Annotated in this window: 14 protein-coding genes; 9 read left to right on the top strand and 5 right to left on the bottom strand. The window is 75.9% G+C overall.

Features of this window, described 5'->3' with window-relative positions; translation table 11 throughout:
• The first annotated feature begins 42 nt into the window (after nucleotides 1-42).
• Both lanKC and ACI1MP_RS07055 read left to right on the top strand, forming a co-directional pair.
• Nucleotides 43-2,769, top strand: a complete 2,727-nt coding sequence (gene lanKC, locus ACI1MP_RS07060; RefSeq protein WP_404868048.1) for a class III lanthionine synthetase LanKC — start codon at nucleotides 43-45, stop codon at nucleotides 2,767-2,769.
• Nucleotides 2,766-4,016, top strand: coding sequence for an MFS transporter (locus tag ACI1MP_RS07055; RefSeq protein ID WP_380333066.1), 1,251 nt, complete (start codon nucleotides 2,766-2,768; stop codon nucleotides 4,014-4,016). Before lanKC ends, ACI1MP_RS07055 begins: the two co-directional genes overlap by 4 nt.
• A gap of 7 nt (nucleotides 4,017-4,023) precedes the next feature.
• On the opposite strand, the gene ACI1MP_RS07050 is transcribed toward ACI1MP_RS07055, so the two are convergent.
• Complete coding sequence (locus tag ACI1MP_RS07050; RefSeq protein ID WP_380333065.1) at nucleotides 4,024-4,830, bottom strand: BTAD domain-containing putative transcriptional regulator; 807 nt, start codon at nucleotides 4,828-4,830, stop codon at nucleotides 4,024-4,026.
• A 160-nt stretch (nucleotides 4,831-4,990) separates the two neighbouring features.
• On the opposite strand from ACI1MP_RS07050, the gene ACI1MP_RS07045 reads away from it, so the two are divergent.
• From ACI1MP_RS07045 to ACI1MP_RS07035, 3 genes are read left to right on the top strand one after another with little or no spacing between them, the layout of a single operon-like run.
• A complete protein-coding gene (locus ACI1MP_RS07045; protein WP_404868047.1) occupies nucleotides 4,991-8,068 on the top strand; it encodes a type 2 lanthipeptide synthetase LanM family protein in 3,078 nt (1,025 codons plus the stop codon).
• Between the two features lie 44 nt (nucleotides 8,069-8,112).
• Complete coding sequence (locus ACI1MP_RS07040; protein ID WP_043910878.1) at nucleotides 8,113-8,349, top strand: hypothetical protein; 237 nt, start codon at nucleotides 8,113-8,115, stop codon at nucleotides 8,347-8,349.
• Nucleotides 8,350-8,405: 56 nt separating this feature from the next.
• On the top strand, nucleotides 8,406-11,387 hold the full coding sequence (locus tag ACI1MP_RS07035) for a helix-turn-helix transcriptional regulator (RefSeq protein WP_404868046.1): 2,982 nt from the start codon (nucleotides 8,406-8,408) through the stop codon (nucleotides 11,385-11,387).
• Nucleotides 11,388-11,464: 77 nt separating this feature from the next.
• Here ACI1MP_RS07035 and ACI1MP_RS07030 read toward each other — a convergent pair whose 3' ends face one another.
• Entirely contained in the window at nucleotides 11,465-13,960 is a 2,496-nt protein-coding gene (locus ACI1MP_RS07030; protein WP_404868045.1) for an ATP-dependent Clp protease ATP-binding subunit, read from the bottom strand.
• A gap of 258 nt (nucleotides 13,961-14,218) precedes the next feature.
• Here ACI1MP_RS07030 and ACI1MP_RS07025 point away from each other — a divergent pair, with 258 nt between their 5' ends.
• Both ACI1MP_RS07025 and ACI1MP_RS07020 read left to right on the top strand, forming a co-directional pair.
• Nucleotides 14,219-15,151 (top strand): polysaccharide deacetylase family protein, encoded by a 933-nt coding sequence (locus ACI1MP_RS07025; RefSeq protein ID WP_404868044.1) that lies wholly within the window; start codon nucleotides 14,219-14,221, stop codon nucleotides 15,149-15,151.
• A 33-nt stretch (nucleotides 15,152-15,184) separates the two neighbouring features.
• A complete protein-coding gene (locus ACI1MP_RS07020) occupies nucleotides 15,185-16,240 on the top strand; it encodes a GNAT family N-acetyltransferase (protein ID WP_404868043.1) in 1,056 nt (351 codons plus the stop codon).
• Here the strand turns inward: ACI1MP_RS07020 and ACI1MP_RS07015 are convergent.
• Nucleotides 16,227-16,646 carry a YchJ family protein gene (locus ACI1MP_RS07015; RefSeq protein WP_100587894.1) on the bottom strand — a complete coding sequence of 140 codons (420 nt, stop codon included), beginning with the start codon at nucleotides 16,644-16,646 and terminating at the stop codon, nucleotides 16,227-16,229. The two genes, ACI1MP_RS07020 and ACI1MP_RS07015, sit on opposite strands and share 14 nt — an antisense overlap.
• Before the next feature lie 52 nt (nucleotides 16,647-16,698).
• Nucleotides 16,699-17,220, bottom strand: coding sequence for a hypothetical protein (locus ACI1MP_RS07010; protein WP_404868042.1), 522 nt, complete (start codon nucleotides 17,218-17,220; stop codon nucleotides 16,699-16,701).
• Nucleotides 17,221-17,392: 172 nt separating this feature from the next.
• Here ACI1MP_RS07010 and ACI1MP_RS07005 point away from each other — a divergent pair, with 172 nt between their 5' ends.
• On the top strand, nucleotides 17,393-17,887 hold the full coding sequence (locus ACI1MP_RS07005) for a hypothetical protein (protein ID WP_100587729.1): 495 nt from the start codon (nucleotides 17,393-17,395) through the stop codon (nucleotides 17,885-17,887).
• Between the two features lie 7 nt (nucleotides 17,888-17,894).
• Here ACI1MP_RS07005 and ACI1MP_RS07000 read toward each other — a convergent pair whose 3' ends face one another.
• On the bottom strand, nucleotides 17,895-18,287 hold the full coding sequence (locus ACI1MP_RS07000; protein WP_404868041.1) for an RNA-binding S4 domain-containing protein: 393 nt from the start codon (nucleotides 18,285-18,287) through the stop codon (nucleotides 17,895-17,897).
• Nucleotides 18,288-18,396: 109 nt separating this feature from the next.
• Here ACI1MP_RS07000 and ACI1MP_RS06995 point away from each other — a divergent pair, with 109 nt between their 5' ends.
• A complete protein-coding gene (locus ACI1MP_RS06995; RefSeq protein ID WP_404868040.1) occupies nucleotides 18,397-20,400 on the top strand; it encodes an FAD-dependent oxidoreductase in 2,004 nt (667 codons plus the stop codon).
• The last annotated feature ends 24 nt before the right edge of the window (nucleotides 20,401-20,424 follow it).

Raw genomic sequence — 20,424 nt, 5'->3', positions numbered from 1 at the left:
CCCAAGCCGTTTTTCCACCGCTTCGTCCGGACGGGAACGCCCATGCTCTCCTGGCAATCGCTCCAGTTCTACCTGCAGTTCGACCGGCGCTGGTACGAGACCGCCGACCGCCACCGCCCCGACCCGGCGCACCTCGTGGCGTTCCGCGAACTCGTCCCGGACGGCTGGACCACCCGGCGGCGCGGCCTCTGGTTCATCGCCGACCCGCCCGGCCGCGCCACCCCCGCGCAGGGCTGGAAGCTGCACGTCACCGCCGCGGCGGGGGAGAGCGCGGAGGTGCTGCGACTCGCCCTCCCGGTGCTGTTCGCGCGCCGGGCGGCGTTCAAGTTCCTGATCGACCCGTGGTCGGTCGACCTGACCAGCGGCAAGAACTTCTCCCGCACCGCCAGCGGCAAGTTCATCACCGTCTACCCGGCCGACGACGCCGAATTCCACGCCGTGGGCGAGGAGTTGGCCGCCGCCCTGGCGGGCCGCGGCGGCCCGTACATCCTCTCCGACCGGCGTTGGCCCGGCTCCACCGCCGTCTACTATCGCTACGGCGGCTTCGCCGCGATCAAGCAGCTGCGCCCCGACGGCATCAGCGACCTGATGATCGCCGCCCCGGACGGCGCCCTGGTCCCCGACGTCCGCAACCCGTACTTCAGCACACCGTCGTGGGTCGACGACCCGTTCCCGCCCGAGGAGGCCGAGCCGGACGGCGCGCTGAACGGCCGCTACCTGCCCACGGCCGCCCTGACGTTCGGCAACCGCGGCGGCGTCTACCTGGCCACCGACCGCGACACCGGCGCACAGGTGGTGCTCAAGGAGGCCCGCCCCGGCATCCTGGTCGGCCGGCCCGGGCGGGAGGCCGCCGAGGTGCTGGAGAAGGAGTACCGGGTGCTGTCGGCGCTCGCCGACACCGGGTACTTCGTGCGGCCGCTGGACTTCTTCCACGAGGGCGGCCACGCCTTCCTGGTCGAGGAGTACGTCGACGGCCCGCACTACAGCCGGCACGGCATCGTCACCAACCCGGTGATCACCGGCCGGCTCGACGGCGACAGCCTGCGCGCCTACTACCGCGCGCAGCGCGCCCTGTGGCGGCAGATCGCCGAGGCCGTCGCCGTCGCCCACCGCCGCGGCATCCTGCTCGGCGACCTCTCGCACACCAACGTGCACGTCACCGAGGACGGCCGGGCCGTGCTGCTCGACCTGGAGTCCGCCGTCCGCGAGGGCCTCGACCCGCACCTCGGCGTGCACACCGTCGGCCTGGCCAGCCCCCGGCTGCGCGCCACCAACCGCTACGACCGGGCCAACGACTGGCACTGCCTGGGCGCGCTGATGCTCTCCTCGATCATGGTGGTCAACAACACCACCGGCTTCCACCGCCCCGCCCAGGACCGGTTCCTGGACGCGCTCGCCGAGGACCTCGGCCTCCCCGCCGAACTCACCGCGCTGATCCGCGACCTGACGGACCCGGAGGCCGTCGACGGCGACACCGATCCGGACGAACTGCTGAAGCGGATCGACGCCCTGCCGTTCGACGACCCGGAGCTGTGGACGGCCCCCGTCCCGCTCGCCCAGCCCGCCGGCCGCCGCTACGGCGACCCCGAGGCGGTGCCCGGGCTGCGGGACGCCGACCTCGCCGCCACCGTCGGGCTCGTCACCGCCGAGATCGAGGCCGCCGCCGACCCGCAGCGCGCCGACCGGCTGTTCCCCACCAACCCGCTCGCCCACCAGAGCAACCCGCTCTCCCTCGCGTACGGCGCCACCGGCATCCTGTACGGCCTGCACCGGCTGCGCGGCACCGTGCCCGCCCCGCTGCTCGGCTGGGCGCTCGCCAAGGACGTCGACCCGGCCGCGTACCCGCCCGGCCTGTACGTCGGCCAGTCCGGCCTGGCCTGGGCGTTCGACGCGCTCGGCCACCCCGACGTCGCCCGCTCGCTGATGGCCGCCGCCCGCCGCCACCCGCTGCGGCACGCCCTGCCCGGCGTCCTGCACGGCACCGCCGGCCACGGCCTCGCCGCCCTGCACCTGTGGCACCGTCAGCACGACCCCGCGCTGCTCGCCGACGCCGTCGCCGACGGCGAACACCTCGCCGCCGCCGCCGTCCACGGCCCCGACGGCCCGCACTGGCCGCACACCACCCCAGGCGACGACCGGCCCCGGACCCGGCTCGGCCACGGCCACGGCGGCAGCGGCATCGCCCTGTTCCTGCTCTACCTGCACCTCGCCACCGGCGAGGAACGCTGGTACACCCTCGGCCGCGCCGCCCTCGGCCACGACCTCGCGCACGCCGCCCGCCTCCCCGGCGGCACCCTCGGCTTCCCGTCCCACACCGGCCCCGCCGAAGGCCGCACCGTGCTGCGCAACTACTGGGACGAAGGCACCGCCGGCGTCTCCGTCGCCGTCGTCCGCTACCTCGCGGCCCGGCCCGACGCCGAACTCGCCGCCGTCGCCGACGACCTGCTGCGCGACTCGGCCCGCCGGTACGCCGTCTTCCCGCACCTCGCCCACGGACTCGCCGGCTTCGGCAACGTCCTGCTCGACGCGGGCGAACTGCTCGGCGAACAACGCTGGCTGGACGAAGCCCGCCGGGTCGCCGACGGCATCCTGCTCAGCCGGATCGAACACCCCGACGGCCTCGGCTTCCCCGGTGAACAGGCGCTGCGGGAGAGCTGCGACCTGGCCACCGGCTCGATCGGCATCGCGCTCTTCCTCGACCGGCTGCGCCACGCCCGCCCCGGCACCCGCACCGACTTCCACTTCACCGTGGACGGGCTGCTGCCGTGACGACCCACCTGGAGGCGGACACCCGACCCGCCGAGGACCGGCGCGCGCTGCGCCGGTTCCGGCTGGTCGGGGCCAACCCGATGTTCCGGCGGCTGTGGATCGGCCAGTTCACCTCCGAACTCGGCAGCTCCATGAGCGTGCTGGCGGTGCCGCTGCTCGCCGTCGCCGTCACCGGCTCGCCCAGGAAGGCCAGCGTCCTCGCCACCCTGGGCTTCCTCACCACCTGGCTGACCGCCGCCCCCTGCGGCCAACTCGCCGACCGGATCTCCCCGCGCCGCCTGATGCTCGCCTGCGACACCGTCCGCCTCGCCGCCGTCACCGCCGTCGCCGGGTGGACGCTCGTCGGCGGCCCCCCGATGTGGCTGCTCGCCGTGACCACCGTGGTCTCCGGCACCGCCCTCACCGCGTTCGGGCCCGCCGCCGGCAAGATGCTGCGCACCCTCGTCCCCGCCGACCAGCTGCCCGAGGCCGTCGCCGCCAACCAGGTCCGCGGCTACAGCGCCTCCATCGTCGGCCCCGCCGCCGGCGGCGCACTGTTCGGCCTCGCCCGGGCCGTGCCGTTCCTCGCCGACGCCGCGAGCTACCTGGTCTCCCTCGCCTGCGTCCGCGGCCTGCCCTCCGGCGCCGGCGACGCCCCGACCGCCCGCGGCTGGCCCCGGCTGCGCGAAGGCCTCGCCGTCATCCGCCGCACCCCGTTCCTGCGCGGCTCACTGGCCTACTCGGTGCCCGGCAACCTCGCCGTCTCCATGCTCATGTACATCCTGCTGCTGCGCCCCGGCGCGGCCGGCGGCGGCACCGGCCTCGCGTTCAGCGCCGCCGCCGTCTGCGGACTCCTCGGCTCCCTCGTCGCCGCGGGCGCCCACCGCCGCTTCGGCCTCTGGCGGCTGATGGCCGCCACCGCGGGCCTGCGGCTGCTCGCCGCCCTCGCCGCCGCGTTCATCGGCGGCCAGCTCGGCCCCGCCGCCGCCCTCGCCACCGTCCTGCTGCTCGCCCCCGTGGTCGGCGCCGCCCTCGGCACCACCACCCTCCTGGTCGTCGACCACGGCGTCTACGGCCGGGTCACCGGCACCACCTCCTTCATCGGCGGCGCCCTCCAACCCCTCGCCCCGCTGGCCGCCGGCGCCCTCCTCCAGTCCGCCGGCGCCACCGCCGCCCTGACGGTGGTGGCCGGCCTGTTCGGCCTGGCCCTGACGGCGGTCCTGGTGGGCCGGCGCAGCCTGGACGTGGCGGTGCAGGAGCCGGAGTGACGCCGGGTCAGGCGGGCCGTCGCGCGGGGGCGGCCGGTTCGGCGGCGAGGGCCGGGTCGTGGACCAGGACGCGCTGGGTGAGGTGGGCGAGTTCGGGGCCCGGGTGGACGCCGAGCTCGTCGCGCAGGGTGCGGCGGGCGGTGTGCAGGACGGCGGCGGCCTCGGCCTGGCGGCCGCTGCGGTAGAGGGTGCGGGCGCGCAGCGCCCAGGCCGATTCGCGCAGCGGGGCCTCGGTGGTGAGGAGGGCGCACTCGGCGACGGCGAGGTGGTGGGCGTCCAGGGTGAGGAGCGCGTTGGCGCGGATCTCCCGCGCGGCGCAGCGCAGTTCGGTCAGGCGCCAGCGCTCCGGGTCGAGGAAGGGCAGGTGGGCGAGGTCGGCGAAGGCGGGGCCGCGCCACAGCGACAGGGCCCGGTCGGCCGAGGTGAGGGCGTCGTGCGGGCGGTGGGCGCGGGCGGCGGCCCCGGCGCGCTCGACCAGGTCGGCGAACCGCCGGGCGTCGACGGCGTCCGGGGCGAGCGACAGCCGGTAGCCGCCGGGTCCGTGGCGCAGGACGGAGGGGGCGTGGCCGGCGGGGCGGTGGGGTTCCAGGGCGCGCCGGAGGTCGGCCACGCAGGTGTGCAGGGCGTGGCGGGGGCGGGCCGGCAGGCGGTCGTCCCACACGGCGTCGATCAGGTGCTGCTCGGGGACGGTCGCGCCGCCCGCCGCGACCAGCGCCGCCAGTACCGCGCGCGGCCGGGGCCCGCCGAGGCGCACCCGCGTTCCGCCGACCGTGGCCGCCATCGGGCCGAGGACCTGCACCGCCGTGTCTGTCATGGTCGCTTCCATGGGTCGAGCGTGACGCCGCCCGGCCGCCCGTCCCATCCGGGCGGGGCCCCGAATTCCGAATCCCGGCACCGCCCCCCGTGGGGCGGTCGCGGGAATATGGGGGCCGTCCCCCATGTCGCGCGGCCCGCCGACTGCCATGCTCGCCACCATGACGGATCCCACAGCCACCTGGGGCCAGCACGGCGACGGCGCCTGGTGGGCACCGGCGTTGAGCCTGACCGAGCGCCTGCCCGGACCGGGCGGGGGAGCGGGCGCCCCGCGACCGCCGCGCCCCGGGTTCGTCGCCGCGTTCCGCGACGCCGCCGTCCAGCTGGTGCAGCCGGCCCCGGCGGACGCCGACGAGGCCCGACTCGACGCCTGGCAGCGGGAGTTCGACGGCCGGCTCGACGAGTGGCTGGCCGACCTGGGCGCCGACCGGGGCCGTCTGCGGGCGCTGCTGGCCGAGTCGGCCGACAGCCTGGCGGCGCGGGTCGCCGAACCCGACTGGCCGGCCTTCGTCCGGCGCGCGGTGGCGGCTGCACCTCTGGCGGCGGTCGCGGCCGACGGGCCGGTGCCGTGGGCGGACGGGTTCGCGGCCGTGCTGGCCCCGTTCACCGCCACCGCGCTGGCCGCCCTGCGGGCCGAGCCGGCCTGGCGGGCCGCCGAACCCGTGGCCGAACTCGCCGAGCTGGAGCGGGACTTCGAGCGCAGCCTGACGTCCCGGCTGGTGCGGACCGCCGGCCGCACGCTGGTGCTGGAGCTGAACGTGGCGCGGGTCGGCGGCGCCCTGCGCGGCGAGAGCGGCGCGGAGCGGTTCGGCGACTTCGTCCGGCAGGCCGGGACGCGGCCGAGGCTGGCCGCGCTGGCCGCCGAGTACCCGGTGCTGGCCCGGCTGTTGGCGCACTGCTGCGAGGACGCGGTGGCCGCCTGGGCCGAACTGGCCGGCCGGTTCACCGCCGACCGGGCGGCGCTGGTACGGGAGTTGCTCGGCGGCGAGGACCCCGGACCGCTGGTGAGGGCGCGGACCGGCGCGGGCGACCGGCACGCCCGCGGCCGCGCGGTCGCCGTCCTGGAGTTCGCCGACGGGCGGCGCGCGGTGTACAAGCCGCGCCCGCTGGGCGTCCACCGGCACTGGAACGAACTGCTGCGGCTGCTCGGCGAGTCGGTGCCGAACGCGGCCCTGCGCAGGCTCGCCGTGCTGGACCGCGGCGGCTACGGCTGGCTGGAGTTCGTCGAGGCGGAACCGTGCGCGGACCGGCGCGGCGTGGAGCGGTTCTACCGGCGGCTCGGCGTGCAGCTCGCGCTGCTGCACGTGCTCGGCGGCACCGACATCCACTACGAGAACCTGATCGCGGCCGCCGACCAGCCCGTCCTGGTCGACCTGGAGACGCTGTTCCACCCCGAGCAGGGACCGGCCCCGGGCGACGACCCGGCGCGGCGGGTGCTCGCCGACTCGGTGCACCGGATCTCGCTGCTGCCGTTCCCGCTGCTCGGCGAACACGGCGCACTCGACGTGTCGGGGCTCGGCGGCGACGACGGCGCGCCGCTGCCCACCTCCGTGCCGGGCTGGGCGGAGGCCGGCACCGACCGGATGCGGCTGGTGCGCGAACAGGGCCGACTGCGCCGCGCCGCCAACCGCCCCCGGCTCGACGGGACGGACGCCGACCCGCAGGAGTACACCGAGGCACTGGTCGCCGGATTCCGGGCCGGCTACCGGGCGCTCGCCGACACCGCGCCCCGACTCGGCGCCCCCGAAGGCCCGTTGGAGAGCTTCGCCGCCGACACCGTGCGCGTCGTGGCCCGCCCCACCCGGCGGTACGCGACGATGCTGGAGGAGTCCACCCACCCCGACGCCCTGCGCGACGGCCTCGACCGCGACCGGCTGCTCGGCCTGCTCTGGCGGGAGTCTGCCGACGACCCCCGACGCCGTCCGCTCGCCGCCGCCGAACGCGTCGAACTCTGGCGCGGCGACGTCCCGTTGTTCACCGCCGCCGTCGGCGACGGCCGCCTGCACTCCGACGGCCGCCCCTGCGGCCCCGCCCCCGCCGACAGCGGGCTCGACCGCACCCGGCGGCGGCTCGCCGCGCTCGACCGCACCGACCTGTACGACCAGGAGTGGATCGTCCGGGCCGCGCTCGCCACCCGCTCCGCCGGGCCGGGCGCCGCCCCGGCCGCCCCGGCCGGACACTCCCGCCCGCCCGTCGCCCCCGACCCCGACCGGCTGCTCGCCGCCGCCTGCGACCTCGCCGACCGGATCCTCGCCCGCGCGCACGGCGACCGCCGGCGCGTCAACTGGCTGACCCTGGAACCGATCACCGACTGGCAGTGGGCGCTGATGCCGCAGGGCGCGGCGCTCGACGGCGGCTACCTCGGCACCGCGCTGTTCCTCGCCCAGCTCGCCGCCCTCACCGGCACCGCCCGCTACGCCGAGACCGCCCGGCGCGCCGTCCGGCCGCTGCCCGCCCTGCTCGACGCGCTCGCCGCCGACCCCGCCCACCTGGACGCCGTCGGCGCGGGCGGCTTCACCGGACTCGGCGGCATCGCCTACGGCCTGGCCCGACTGGACGCGCTGCTGCCCGACGCCACGGGCACACTAGGCGGGGCGGTCGGCACGGCCGTCCGGCTCACCGCCCGGGCCGCCCGCACCTCGCCGCCCGAAGACCCGCACCCGGACCGGCAGTTGCTCTCCGGTGACGCCGGCTGCCTGGCCGCGCTGCTCGCCGTCCACCGGCTCACCCGCGACCCGGCCGCGGCCGCCGCCGCCGACCACTGCGCCGAGCGGCTCGCCGCCACCCCCGACCCCACCCCGGACGGCGCCGCCCACCGGCGCTGGGCCCTGCACCGCTACGCGGCCACCGGCCGCGCCGTCCACCTGCCCGACCCCGGACCCGCCCGGCCGTCGAGCCCCGCAGCGAACCTGGCGGCCGCCCGGACCCCGGACACCGCAGCGCCGTCGCCGCCGGCCGGACCCGCCGCGGACCACAGCCTGCTGCACGGCGACAGCGCCACCCTGGAACTCCTGCTCACGGGCCGCCCCACCGACGCCGCCACCCGCGCCGCGGCCCTGCTCGGCGAGCTCGACCACTCCGGCCCGCGCTGCGCCACCCCCGCGGCCATCCCCACCCCGGCCCTGCTCACCGGCCTGGCCGGCATCGGCCACACCCTGCTCCGCCTCGCCCACCCGGCCGAGGTGCCGTGCGTCCTGCTGCTGGAGCCCCCGCGGCACCTGCGCCAGGCCCGCACCTGATCGTCCGTCCGCCCGTTCCGTCTCCCCCCACCAGGAGGACCGCCATGACCGCCTCGACCCTCGTCGCCCAGTGGAAGAACCCCGAGGCCCGCGCCGACGAGAGCGCCCCGCACCCCGCGGGCGAGATCGCCCCGACCCTGCGCTGTGCCGAACTGCCCCGCGTGCGACGGGCGTTGGTGCTGAGCGGGTGGGCGGCGCCCGACCTGAGCACGATCGACGTCAACACCAACGACACCACCACCTGGAACACCGTCACCTCGCTGTCGTTCACCGAGGACTGAGAACCGCCCGAACGTCCCCATGGCCCGTTGACGGCACCGGCGGCTAGCCTGCCGGAATGCTCACCTCCTCGCCTTATGTCGTGGGTCGCGCCGAGGAACTGCGGGTCCTGCTCGACGGGTTGATCGACGCCCGCCGGGGGCAGGGGCGCGCGGTGTTCGTCGGCGGCGAAGCGGGAATCGGCAAGACCCGGCTGGCGGCCGACTGCGCCTACCGGGCGGTCGCGGACGGGATGGCGGTGCTGCGCGGCCGGGGCAGCAGCGCGGGCGCGCCGGTGCCGTTCCGGCCGGTCGCCGAAGCACTGCTGTCGCTGTTCCGGGTGAGCGGGCCGCCGCAGGACCCGGCGCTCGCGCCGTACCGGTCCGCGCTGGCGGCGCTGGTCCCGGACTGGCGGGGCGAGCAACGCCCGGCCGCGCCGCCCTCGTTGACCGACATCGCGGAGGCGCTGCTGCGGCTGCTCGGCGCGGTCGGCCGGGAGGGGCCGGACCGGCCGCCGCGCGGCTGCCTGCTGATCGTCGAGGACCTGCACGAGGCGGACGCGGAGACCCTGGCCGTGCTCGACTACGTGATCGACAACCTCGACGGCCTGCCCGTCCTGCTGGTCGCGACGCTGCGCCAACACCCGGGCCCCGCACTCGACCTGGCCCTCGACGCCGCCGCCCGCCGACAGGCCCGACGGCTCGACCTGCACCCGCTGGACCAGTCGCAGACCGCCGAACTCGCCGCCGCCTGCCTGTCCGCCGCCCCCGGCGCGCTGCCCGCCGCCGTGGTCGAGCGGGTGGCCAGGGACGCCGGCGGAAACCCGTTCGTGGTCGAGGAACTGCTCAGCGGCATGGTCACCGCCGGGGCGCTGCGCCGCGACCCCGAACGGGGCTGGGAGGTGTTCGGCGACCTCGGCATCGAGGTGCCCACCACGGTGGTGCGCAGCGTGGCGCAGCGCGCCGCCCGGATCGACCCGGCGGGCCGGGAGATGCTCAACGTCGCCGCCGTGCTGGGGCGGCGCTTCGCACTGCCGGTGCTGCAACTGGTCACCGGGCTGGACGACCGCAGCCTGCTGATCCACCTGCGGGCCGGGATCGACGCCCGGCTGCTGTCGCCCAGCGGCCCGGTCGCCGATCGGTACGAGTTCCGGCACGCGCTGGTCGCGGACGCGCTGCTGGCCGACCTGCTGCCCGCCGAGCGGGCCGCGATCGCCCGCCGCGCGGCCGGGGAGGTGGAACGCGCCTACCCCGGACTGCCCGGCGAGTGGCGGCAGTTGGTGGCCGTGCTGCGGCAGGCCGCCGGCGAACCGGAGGCCGCCGCCCGGCTGTTCGCGGAGGCCGCCGAGGAGGCCCGGCAGGACGGGGCGACCGAGTCCGCCGTCGCCCTGCTGGAACGCGCCCTGGAACTGGTCGGCGGGAGCGGCGCCGGCCCGGCCGCCGCGAGCGGGATCCGCGAGCGGCTGGTGCACGCCCTCGCCGACAGCGGCCAGTTCGACCAGGCCCGCGACCTCGCCCGGACGCTGCCGCTGGGCGGTCCGGCCGCGCTCGGCGACGACCGCACCGCCGCCCTGCACCTGCGGCTGGCCCGGGCCGCCGTCAGCGCCGGCCGCCTCGCGGACGCCGCCGAGCAGGCCGCCCTGGTCCGCACCCTGCTCGGCCCGGCGGCCGGCCCGGAACGGACCTGCGCACTGGAGGTGGTGGAGGCCCACCTGGCGCTGACCGACCCCGCGCAGGCCGTCTCCGCGCATGCGGACGGGGTGCCGGACGGCGAGCAGCGGACCGCCGCCGCCGAGCGGCTGGCCCGCCGCGCCGCCGAACGGGCCGAGGCCGCCGGACTGCCCGAAGTCGCCTGCCAGGCCTGGCAGTTGCTCGCCCTGCTGGAGCGTCGGCACGGCTTCGACCGGGCCGACGGCTGCCTGCGCCGACTGCTCGACCTGGCCGTCCGGCACCGCCTCCCCGGCTGGCAGGTCGACGCCCAGCTACGGCTCGGCGTCAACGAGTTCATGCGGATCGGGGAGTCCGTCCAGCTGGAGCGGGCGCACCGGGCCGCACTCGACCTGGGGGCGCTCGACCTGGTCCGCTCCGCCGAGGCGACGCTCGCCATGCACGCCGTGCTGCGCGGCGACTACGCCCGGGCCCGGAAGCTCACCGACCAGGGCCTGGAGGCCAGCGCCCGGCTGCGCAACGTCGACCACCACCAGTTCCTGCTGCTGACCCGGGCGATGGTGGCCGCCCACCAGGGCCGCCGGGCCGAAATGACCGACGTGCTGGCCGAGTTCGACCGCTGGGACGGCGCCGACTCGCTGCAGCTGCCGCTGGCGCACGGCAACTGCCGGGCGGTGTGCGCCCTGCTGGAGGAGGACCGGGCGCTGGCCCTCGCCGAGTTCGACCGGGCTCGCCGCTGGGAGGCCCGGCACCCGTCCGTCTTCTACCTGAACGGCGCGCACGGCCTGCACCCGCTGCTGCGCGCGCTGGCCGGCACCGGGTCCGCGGAGGAGCACGCCCGAACGGCCGCCGACCACGCCTCCGCGCTGGCCTGGAACCGGCAGTTCGAACGGCTCGCGCATGCCGTCCACCTGGGCCGGGCCGGGCAGTCGGGGCCCGCCGCCGAGGCGGTCGAGGAGGCCGCCCGGGCCGCCCGCCCGTTCGCGATGGCCCGCCACCTGGGGCTGCGGCTGGTCGCGGAGGCCGCGCTCGCCGACGGCTGGGGCGAGCCGGTGGGGTGGCTGCGCAGCGCCGAGGAGTACTTCCACCGCGCCGGAGTGCCGGCCGTCGGAGCGGCCTGCCGCCGTCTGCTGCGGGAGGCGGGGGCCAGCGTCCCGCAGCGGCGCACCGGCACCGAGCAGGTCCCGGAGCCGCTGCGCGGGCGGCGGGTGACGGTGCGGGAGTACGAGGTGGTGCTGCTGGTCGCCCAGCGGCTCGGCAACCAGGAGATCGCCGCCCGGCTGAGCATCTCGCCGCGGACGGTGGAGAAGCACGTGGCCAGCCTGCTGGAGAAGGCCGGCCAGCCGAACCGGACGGCCCTCGCGGACTGGGCCGCCCGCGCCACCTCCGCATGACGCGCGGATCCGCCCCGGGAGAGGCTCCCGGGGCGGATCCGGCCGTGGCGGTGCGGCCGATCGGCGGGCCGCAGGCCTCAGGCGGCGTCCGGGCGGCCGATCGAGCAGACCAGTTCGCCGTCCTGGGCGTCCGCGACGATGGTGTCCCCGGGCTGCAGGTCGCCGGAGAGCAGCATGGTGGCGAGCCGGTTGTCCAGCTGGGTCTGGATGGTGCGGCGCAGCGGCCGGGCGCCGAACTCGGGCTGGTGGCCGCGGTCGACCAGCCACTGCTTCGCCGCCTCGGTGACGTCGAGGTGGAGGCCCTGCGCCTTCACCCGCCGTTCGGAGTTGGCGAGCATCAGGTCGACGATCCGCAGCAGGTCGTACTCGCCGAGCGCGTCGAAGACGATGATGTCGTCGATCCGGTTGAGGAACTCCGGCAGGAAGCGGCCGCGGAGTTCGGCCATCAGCCGGTCGCGGATCTCGTCGGTCTCGCCGCGGTGGGAGAGGATCAGCTGCGAGCCGATGTTGGAGGTCATGATGACCACCGTGTTGCGGAAGTCCACGGTGCGCCCCTGGGCGTCCGTCAGCCGCCCGTCGTCGAGGACCTGGAGCAGCGCGTTGAACACGTCGGGGTGGGCCTTCTCGACCTCGTCGAACAGCAGCACGCTGTACGGGCGGCGGCGGACCGCCTCGGTGAGCTGCCCCGCCTCCTCGTAGCCGACGTAGCCGGGCGGGGCGCCCACCAGCCGGGAGACGGTGTGCTTCTCCTGGAACTCGCTCATGTCGAAGCGCACCAGCCGGTCCTCGTCGCCGAAGATCAACTCGGCCAGGGCCTTGGCGAGTTCGGTCTTGCCGACGCCGGTCGGGCCGAGGAACAGGAACGAGCCGACCGGGCGGTTCGGGTCGGCCATGCCGGCCCGGCTGCGGCGGACCGCCTCGGAGACCGCGACCACCGCCTTGTCCTGGCCGATCACCCGGTTGTGGAGCTCCTCCTCCAGCTTGAGCAGCCGGGCCTTCTCGTCCTCGGTGAGCTGGGCGACCGGGATGCCGGTCTGCCGGGAGAGCACGTCGGCGATGTCGTCGACGGTGACCGAGACGACGCCCTCGCGGCGCTCCTCGATCTCGGCGCTCTGCGACTCCAGGTCGGCGATCCGGTCCTTCAGCTCGGAGGCGCGGGCGAAGTCCTCGGCGGCGACCGCCTCGTCCTTCTCGCGGCGCAGCTTGGCGAGTTCGTCCTCCCGGCCGATCACCTCGGTGGAGCGGCCCAGACCCCGCAGCCGGACCCGGGCGCCGGCCTGGTCCATCAGGTCGATGGCCTTGTCGGGCAGGAAGCGGTCGGACACGTACCGGTCGGACAGGTCGGCGGCGGCGCGCAGCGCGTCGTCGGTGAACCGGACCTGGTGGTGGGCCTCGTAGGAGTCGCGCAGGCCCTCCAGGATCTGCACGGTCTCCTCGACGGACGGCTCGGGGATCAGCACCGGCTGGAACCGGCGCTCCAGGGCCGCGTCCTTCTCGATGTGCTTGCGGTACTCGTCGATGGTGGTCGCGCCGATCACGTGCAGCTCGCCGCGGGCCAGGGCCGGCTTGAGCATGTTGCCGGCGTCCATCGCGCCCTCGCCGCCGGCGCCCGCGCCGACCACGGTGTGCAGCTCGTCGATGAACAGGATGGTCGAGTCGGCGGCCTCCCGGACCTCGTCGATGACGTTCTTCAGCCGCTCCTCGAACTCGCCGCGGTACTTGGAGCCCGCGACCAGGCCCGACAGGTCCAGGGAGACCACCCGGCGGTCCTTCAGCGTGGTGGGGACGTCACCGGCGATCACCCGCTGGGCGAGGCCCTCGACGATGGCGGTCTTGCCGACGCCGGGCTCGCCGATCAGCACCGGGTTGTTCTTGGAGCGGCGGGAGAGGATCTCGATGGTCTGCTCGATCTCCTCGGCCCGGCCGACCACCGGGTCCAGCTTGCCGAGCTTGGCGTCCTCGGTCAGGTCGCGGCCGTACTCGTCCAGGGTCGGCGTCCTGCTCTCCTCCTTGGCCGGGACGCCCCGCTCGCCGCGGGCCGCGGCCGCCTCCGCCCCGCGCCGCATGCGGGAGGCGTCGGCGCCGTGCGCGGCCAGCAGGCGGCCGGCCGCCGAGTCCGGGTCGTCCAGCAGGGCGGCCAGGATGTGCTCCGGCCCGATGTACGAGACGCCGGCGGCCTGCGAACGGGCGTGCGCGCCGATCAGCACCCGCTTGGCGGCCGGGGTCAGGCCGGGCTCCGCGGACGGGTCCGCCTCGCCGGCCGGCAGCGACCGTTCGATGGTGACGGCGAGCTTGTCGGGGTCGGCGCCGGCCTGGGCGAGCAGCGAGCGCGCCGGGTCCGTCAGGGTCGCCGCCCACAGCAGGTGCGGGGTGTCGAGATCGGTGCTGCCGTCCTCCTGGGCGCGCAGCTCGGCCCGGCCGATCAGGTCCCGGGCGGACTCGGTGAGCAGCCGCCCGATCGGGACCCGCTGGACGGCGGGCGGGGAAGCGGCCGGATTCAGGCCGAAGAAGCGATTCAGCAGTTCGGAGAAGGCGTCGTTGGAGCCGAGCGAGCCGAAGCCGGGCATGGTCATAGTGAGGGCACTCCCATGGGCGGACGGGCAGCAGTCTCCCAGAACTATGTCAATCCGTTATATGAGCCGCAAAGCGGTGCGATCCGGACAGGTGGCGGGCCGTCGGACGCCGCCCGCTCCCGGCCGGCTCCCAGGAAGCTTCCAGGAACTTGGGACAGCCATTACCCGCGCATGGGACGCTGATGGTCTGACTCCGACGGGCACCGCGGGCCGCAGGCCCCAGGTGCCCGTCCGTGCCACCGGCCCATGGGGGGAACCATGCCGACCACGGACCGCGCCGCCCGGCGCCGGACCCTCGACGCGCTCCTGCGGCACTCCCCGCTCCAGCCCGCCTTCCGGGCCCGCGCCGCCCGCCGCCTCGCCGTCCTCGCCTACCACGGCATCGACGACCCCGCCGCGTTCCGCGCCCAGATGGAGCACCTGGCCCGCACCGCCCACCCGGTCGGCCCCGACCAGGTCGCCCACGCCGCCGAGCACCACCGCCCGCTGCCGCCCCGCAGCGTGCTGGTCACCTTCGACGACGGCGACCCCACCGTCCTCACCCACGCCCTGCCGATCCTCGCCCGACTGCGCATCCCCGCCGCCGCGTACGTCATCACCGACCTGATCGACACCGACCATCCGTACTGGTGGACCGAGGCCGCCCAGCTGATCCGCCGCGGCGGCCACACCGGCGCCCTGCGCGGCCTCCCCTCCGCCGCCGCCGTCCACCGCCTGAAGACCCTGCCGGACGGTGAACGGCTGCACGCCCTCGCCGAGTTGCGCGCCACTGCCGGGCGGCAGGCGCCCCGGCAGCGGCAGTTGACCGCGGCCGAACTGCGCACGCTGACCGACGGCGGCCTCACCGTCGGCAACCACACCGCCTCCCACCCCTGCCTCGACCGCTGCGACGACGACCACCTCGACGCCCAACTGGTCGAGGCCCACGACCGGTTGACCACCTGGCTGGGGCGCCCGCCGACCACCTTCGCCTACCCCAACGGCAACCACGACCCGCGCGCCGAGACGGTGCTGCGCATCCTCGGCTACCGCACCGCGTTCCTCTTCGACCACCGCCACACCGCACTCGTCCCCGCGGAGCGGCTGCGGATCAGCCGGCTGCGCGTCAACTCGCACACCGGGCGCCACCGCTTCGACACCATCCTGTCGGGTCTCCATCCGGCGGTGCACCGCCTGCGCGGGGGGCGTTGAAGGGGCGTTGAAGGGGCGTTGAAGGGAATGGAGATGAGTGCCGAGGACCGGGGGTGCGGCGTGGAGATCGTGCGGACGGATCGGCTGGACGGCGAACTCGTCGACGGATGGCGGCAGTTGATCGCCGACGATCCGGACGGGTCGTGGTTCGCCGGGCCGGACTGGGTGCTGGCCTGGTGGCGCACGCTCGGCGCCGGGCAGCGGGGCGAGATCGCCGTGTGGCGCGGCCCGGACGGACGGGTGGAGGCGGTGCTGCCGTTGGCCCGCGGCCGGTTGCGGCTGCACCACCGGGTGCCGTTCGGGGTGCCGATGGTGACCCTGCTCGGGGCGGGGCCCGGCGCCGCCGACCACTGCGGGCCCGCCGTCCGGCCGCACCGGCGCGAGGAGGTGGCCGCCTGGCTCGCCTCCCGGACGCGCCGCCGCACCCTGTGGCTGCCCGCGCTGGACCAGGCGCACCACGACCTGCTGCCGCCCGGCGCCCGCCCCGTCGCCCGCACCGCCTGCCCGCGACTCGACCTCACCGTCGGCCCCGACCGGCTCGGCTCGCGCGACTTCCGGGCCGCCAACCGGCGCGCCCACCGCCGACTGGCGGCGGCCGGGGTCACCTTCCACTGGGCGCCGCCCACGGCCGCCCCGCCCGGCGTGCTGGACGAGCTGCTGCGCCTGCACCGGCTGCGCCGCCAGGCCGCCGCCGGCGGCGTCAGCAGCTTCGACGCGAGCCGGCTGCCACTGCACCGGGCGCTGCTGGAGACCGCCCGGCCCGGCTGTGGGCCGGCCTTTCAACTCGCCCGTCACCAGGGCGAGTTGATCGGCCTACTGTACGGGTTTCGGTGGGCCGATCGGTTCGCCTACTACCAGATCGGCTGGGACCAGCGGTGGGCCGCCGAATCGCTGGGCACCGCACTGATCGACGCGGCGGTGCGCAGCTGCGCGGCCGAGGGCGTGCGGGTCTTCGACTTCCTGCGCGGCGACGAGCCGTACAAGTACCGGTTCGGCGCGCAGGACCGCACCGATGTCAGCCTGCTGCTGCCGCGCGGCCCGGGCGGGGCGCTGCTCGGCCTCAAGTACCGCCTGCTCAGGGCTGGATGACGCCGTCCAGGTACACCCACTCGCCCTGGTGGCGGACGAAGCGGCTGTTCTCGTGCAGCGAGCCGGCCCGGCCGCGCTCGCGGTAGTGGGCGCGGAACTCGACCGTGCCGTCCTGGTGGAACGGCCCGCCGTCGGTGGCGCCGAGGATCTCCAGGCGCTCCCACCGCAGCGACGGGTCGAAGTCGACGGAGGCGGGCCGGGTGTCCGGGTGCCAGGACCGCAGCAGGTACGGCTCGTCGCGCACCGCGAAGGCACTGAACCGGGAGCGCATCAGCTGCTCGGCGCTGCCCGCGGCGGCCTCGCCGCGGTGCAGCCGCCCGCAGCAGTCGGCGTACGCAGCGGGCAGCCCGCACGGGCAGCCGGTCGGAGCGGCGGAGGCGGAGGAGGGGGTGCGTCGGCGGGCCATGGCGACCATTATCGCCGCCCGCGGGAGCCGACTCCGTCGCGGCCGGCCGCGGTCAGGCGGAGGCGGGTGCCCCGGCGGGGATGCTCGGTGGGAACCCGCACGCGTCGATCAAGTCGAAGATCAGATCGTCGACGAGCGAGTCCGCCCGCTTGGTCGGAACCTCCGCGAGCGCGACCGGATCGGCGACGCAGCCGGCCTCGGCGGCCCACCGGGTGATGTGCTCGGCGGCGCCGGGCGGCAGTTCGGGGAACCCGTAGTCGGCCGCCGTGGCGGGGTCCAGGTAGGTCGACCACCGCGCCCCGGACGGCGCCAGGCCGACGACCTCGCACACGTCGCTGTCCATGACGCGCGCGATCAGGACCGGGGCGCCGGTGGAGCCCGCGAGCTGCCGGAACGGCCGGAGCGAGTCGCCCGGGAGGCCGTGGTGGATCTGCAGGGTCTGCCGGCCGCCGGGACGCGGCAGGCACTCGGTCACGCAGTCCGAGTGGCCCTCCGCGCAGCCGGCCGCGAACGCGGCCGGTTCGCGAAGCGGCCGGTCACTGCAGGCCAGGACGTATTCTCCGCTGAAACCCATGTCCCCCTCCTCGGTCGATGCGCAGGGACTGGGCGGCCGCAGTGACAGGCCGGTGCAGAGCGGCCACGCGGACGGGCGTGCCGGACGGGCGCGACGCGGGCCCCGCGGGGCAGGATGGGCGGGTCCGCGCCCGGACGGGGCGGACGGCGACCGGTCGGCGAAGGGGACTGCGATGAGCGACCACCACCACAACGTGCTGCTGCTCGGCTTCACCGACCGGGAGGCGTGCCGGCGGGCGTACGAGGACGCGATGCACCTGCCGGGGGTGCGGCAGGTCGCGGTGCTGGAGCGCAGCGACGAGGGGATCGTCGACATTCCGGAGAGCCACATCCGCGGTGCGGGCGTGCCGACCATCGGCTCCGGACTGGTGGGCGGGCTGGTCGGGCTGCTCGGCGGGCCGATCGGGGCGCTGCTGGGCTTCGCGGCGGGCGCGGCGATCGGCAACGCGGCCGAGCAGACCGAGATGACCGACGGCGGCGCGGGCCTGATCGTGCTGTCGTCGCGGGTGGACAATGGGCGGGCGCTGCTGGTGATGGACGTGGTCGAGCACGACAGCGCACCCGCCGACGAACTGGCCGCGAAGTACGGGGCCCCGGTGGAGCGGATCACCGCCGAGGAGTTCGCCGAGCAGGTGCGGGTCGCGAAGGAACGGGCTCAGGGCTCCTGACGCCTGCTCAGAAGTAGGGCCGGTAGCCGTCGCGGAGCTTCTCCAGGTCGCGGCGGTCGCGCTTGGTGGGCCGGCCGGCGCCGCGGTCGCGCAGGCCGATCTCGGCGGGCCGTTCGGCGCGGGGCGGCGGCGGGGGGCTGTGGTCCACGTAGCAGGTCTCCGCGACGGGGGCGCCGACGCGTTTGGCGATCGGCCGGACCACCTGGACGATCCGCTCGCGGCCCTCGATCCGCACCCGGACGTCGTCGCCCGCCCTGACGTGCTGGGCGGGCTTGGCGGTGGCCCCGTTCACCTTCACGTGCCCGGCCCGGCAGGCCGCGCCCGCCGCGGAGCGGGTCTTGATCAGCCGGATCGCCCAGATCCAGCTGTCGATCCGTACGCTCGCCTCGTCCGTACTCATGGCCCGAGCCTATCGCCCGCCCGGGCCCGCGCCCGCGTTTGTGCAACTAGTTGCAGAGTCGGCCGGACGGCCCCTACCGTTGGGTAACAAATCCTGACCGGAGGCGTCGATGACTGCTGCGTACCCCCACCTGCTGGCCCCGCTCGACCTGGGCTTCACCACCCTGCCGAACCGGGTGGTGATGGGTTCCATGCACGTCGGCCTGGAGGAGGCCGAGGGCGGCTTCGAGCGGATGGCCGCGTTCTACGCCGAGCGCGCCCGTGGCGGCGTCGGCCTGATCGTCACCGGCGGCATCGCCCCGAACGAGGCCGGCCGGCCGTGGTCGGGCGGCGCCAAGCTCACCACCGAGCAGGAGGCCGCCGAGCACCGGGTGATCACCGACGCCGTGCACGCCGAGGGCGGCCGGATCGCGCTGCAGATCCTGCACTTCGGCCGCTACGCGTACCACCAGGACCTGGTCGCCCCGTCCGCGCTGCAGGCCCCGATCAGCCCGTTCGTCCCGCACGAGCTGACCGAGGAGCAGATCGAGCAGACCATCGAGGACTTCGCGCGCTGCGCCGAGCTCGCCCGCTCCGCCGGGTACGACGGCGTGGAGATCATGGGCTCCGAGGGCTACCTGATCAACGAGTTCATCGCCCGGCAGACGAACCACCGCACCGACGGCTGGGGCGGCTCGTACGAGAACCGGATGCGCTTCCCGATCGAGATCGTGCGCCGGGTGCGCGAGCGGGTCGGCGCGGACTTCATCGTCGTCTACCGGCTGTCCATGCTCGACCTGGTGCCCGGCGGCTCCACCTTCGAGGAGGTGGTGCGGCTCGCCGGCGAGATCGAGGCGGCCGGCGCCACCATCATCAACACCGGCATCGGCTGGCACGAGGCCCGCATCCCCACCATCGCCACCTCGGTGCCGCGCGGAGCGTTCGCCTGGGTCACCAAGAAGCTGATGGGCAAGGTCGGCATCCCGCTGGTCACCACCAACCGCATCAACACCCCGGAACTCGCCGAGGAACTGCTCGCCACCGGCCACGCCGACCTGGTCTCGCTGGCCCGCCCGATGCTCGCCGACGCCGCCTTCGTCAACAAGGCCGCCGCCGGCACCCCCGAGGCGATCAACACCTGCATCGGCTGCAACCAGGCCTGCCTGGACCACACCTTCAGCGCGAAGATCACCTCCTGCCTGGTCAACCCGCGCGCCTGCCACGAGACCGAGCTCGTCCTCGCCCCCACCCGGCTGCGCAAGCGGATCGCCGTGGTCGGCGCCGGCCCGGCCGGCCTCGCGTTCGCCGTGTCCGCCGCCGACCGGGGCCACCAGGTCACCCTGTTCGACGCCGCGAGCGAGATCGGCGGCCAGCTGAACGTCGCCCGCCGGGTCCCCGGCAAGCAGGAGTTCGACGAGACGCTGCGCTACTACCGGTACGAACTCGCCCGCACCGGCGTCGAGTTGCGCCTGAACACGCTCGCCGACGCGGACGCCCTGACCGGCTGGGACGAGGTCGTGCTCGCCACCGGCGTCACCCCGCGCGTCCCCGAGATCGAGGGCATCGACCACCCGAGCGTGCTCGGCTACCTGGACGTGCTGCGCGACGGCGCGAAGGTCGGCGACCGGGTGGCCGTGATCGGCGCGGGCGGCATCGGCTTCGACGTCGCCGAGTACCTCACCGACCCGGGCACCGACTCCGACTTCCTCGCCAAGTGGGGCGTCGACGCCGAGCACACCACCCCCGGCGGCCTCGCCACCCCCGAGCGCCCGGCCGTCCCGCGCACCGTCCACCTGCTCCAGCGCAAGGCCGGCAAGGTCGGCGCCGGCCTCGGCAAGACCACCGGCTGGATCCACCGCACCGAACTGCGCCACCGCGGCGTGGTGATGGTCCCCGGCGTCGAGTACCGCCGCATCGACGACGCCGGCCTGCACGTCGTCGTGGACGGCAACGAACAGACCCTCCCCGTCGACACCGTCGTCCTGTGCGCCGGCCAGGAACCCCGTCGCGAGCTCGTCGACGCCCTCCGCGCCCGCGGCGTCGAGCCCCACCTGATCGGCGGCGCCGACCTGGCCGCCGAACTCGACGCCAAGCGCGCCATCGACCAGGGCACCCGCCTGGCGGCGGCGCTCTGAGCAGACGTCACCAGCAGACGTCAG

Origin of the sequence: Kitasatospora griseola (genome assembly GCF_044999035.1) — a bacterium.
In the GTDB taxonomy this organism is placed as follows: domain Bacteria; phylum Actinomycetota; class Actinomycetes; order Streptomycetales; family Streptomycetaceae; genus Kitasatospora; species Kitasatospora griseola.
Note: the sequence above shows the minus strand (reverse complement) of the source record. Positions and strands in the feature narration are given on the sequence as shown.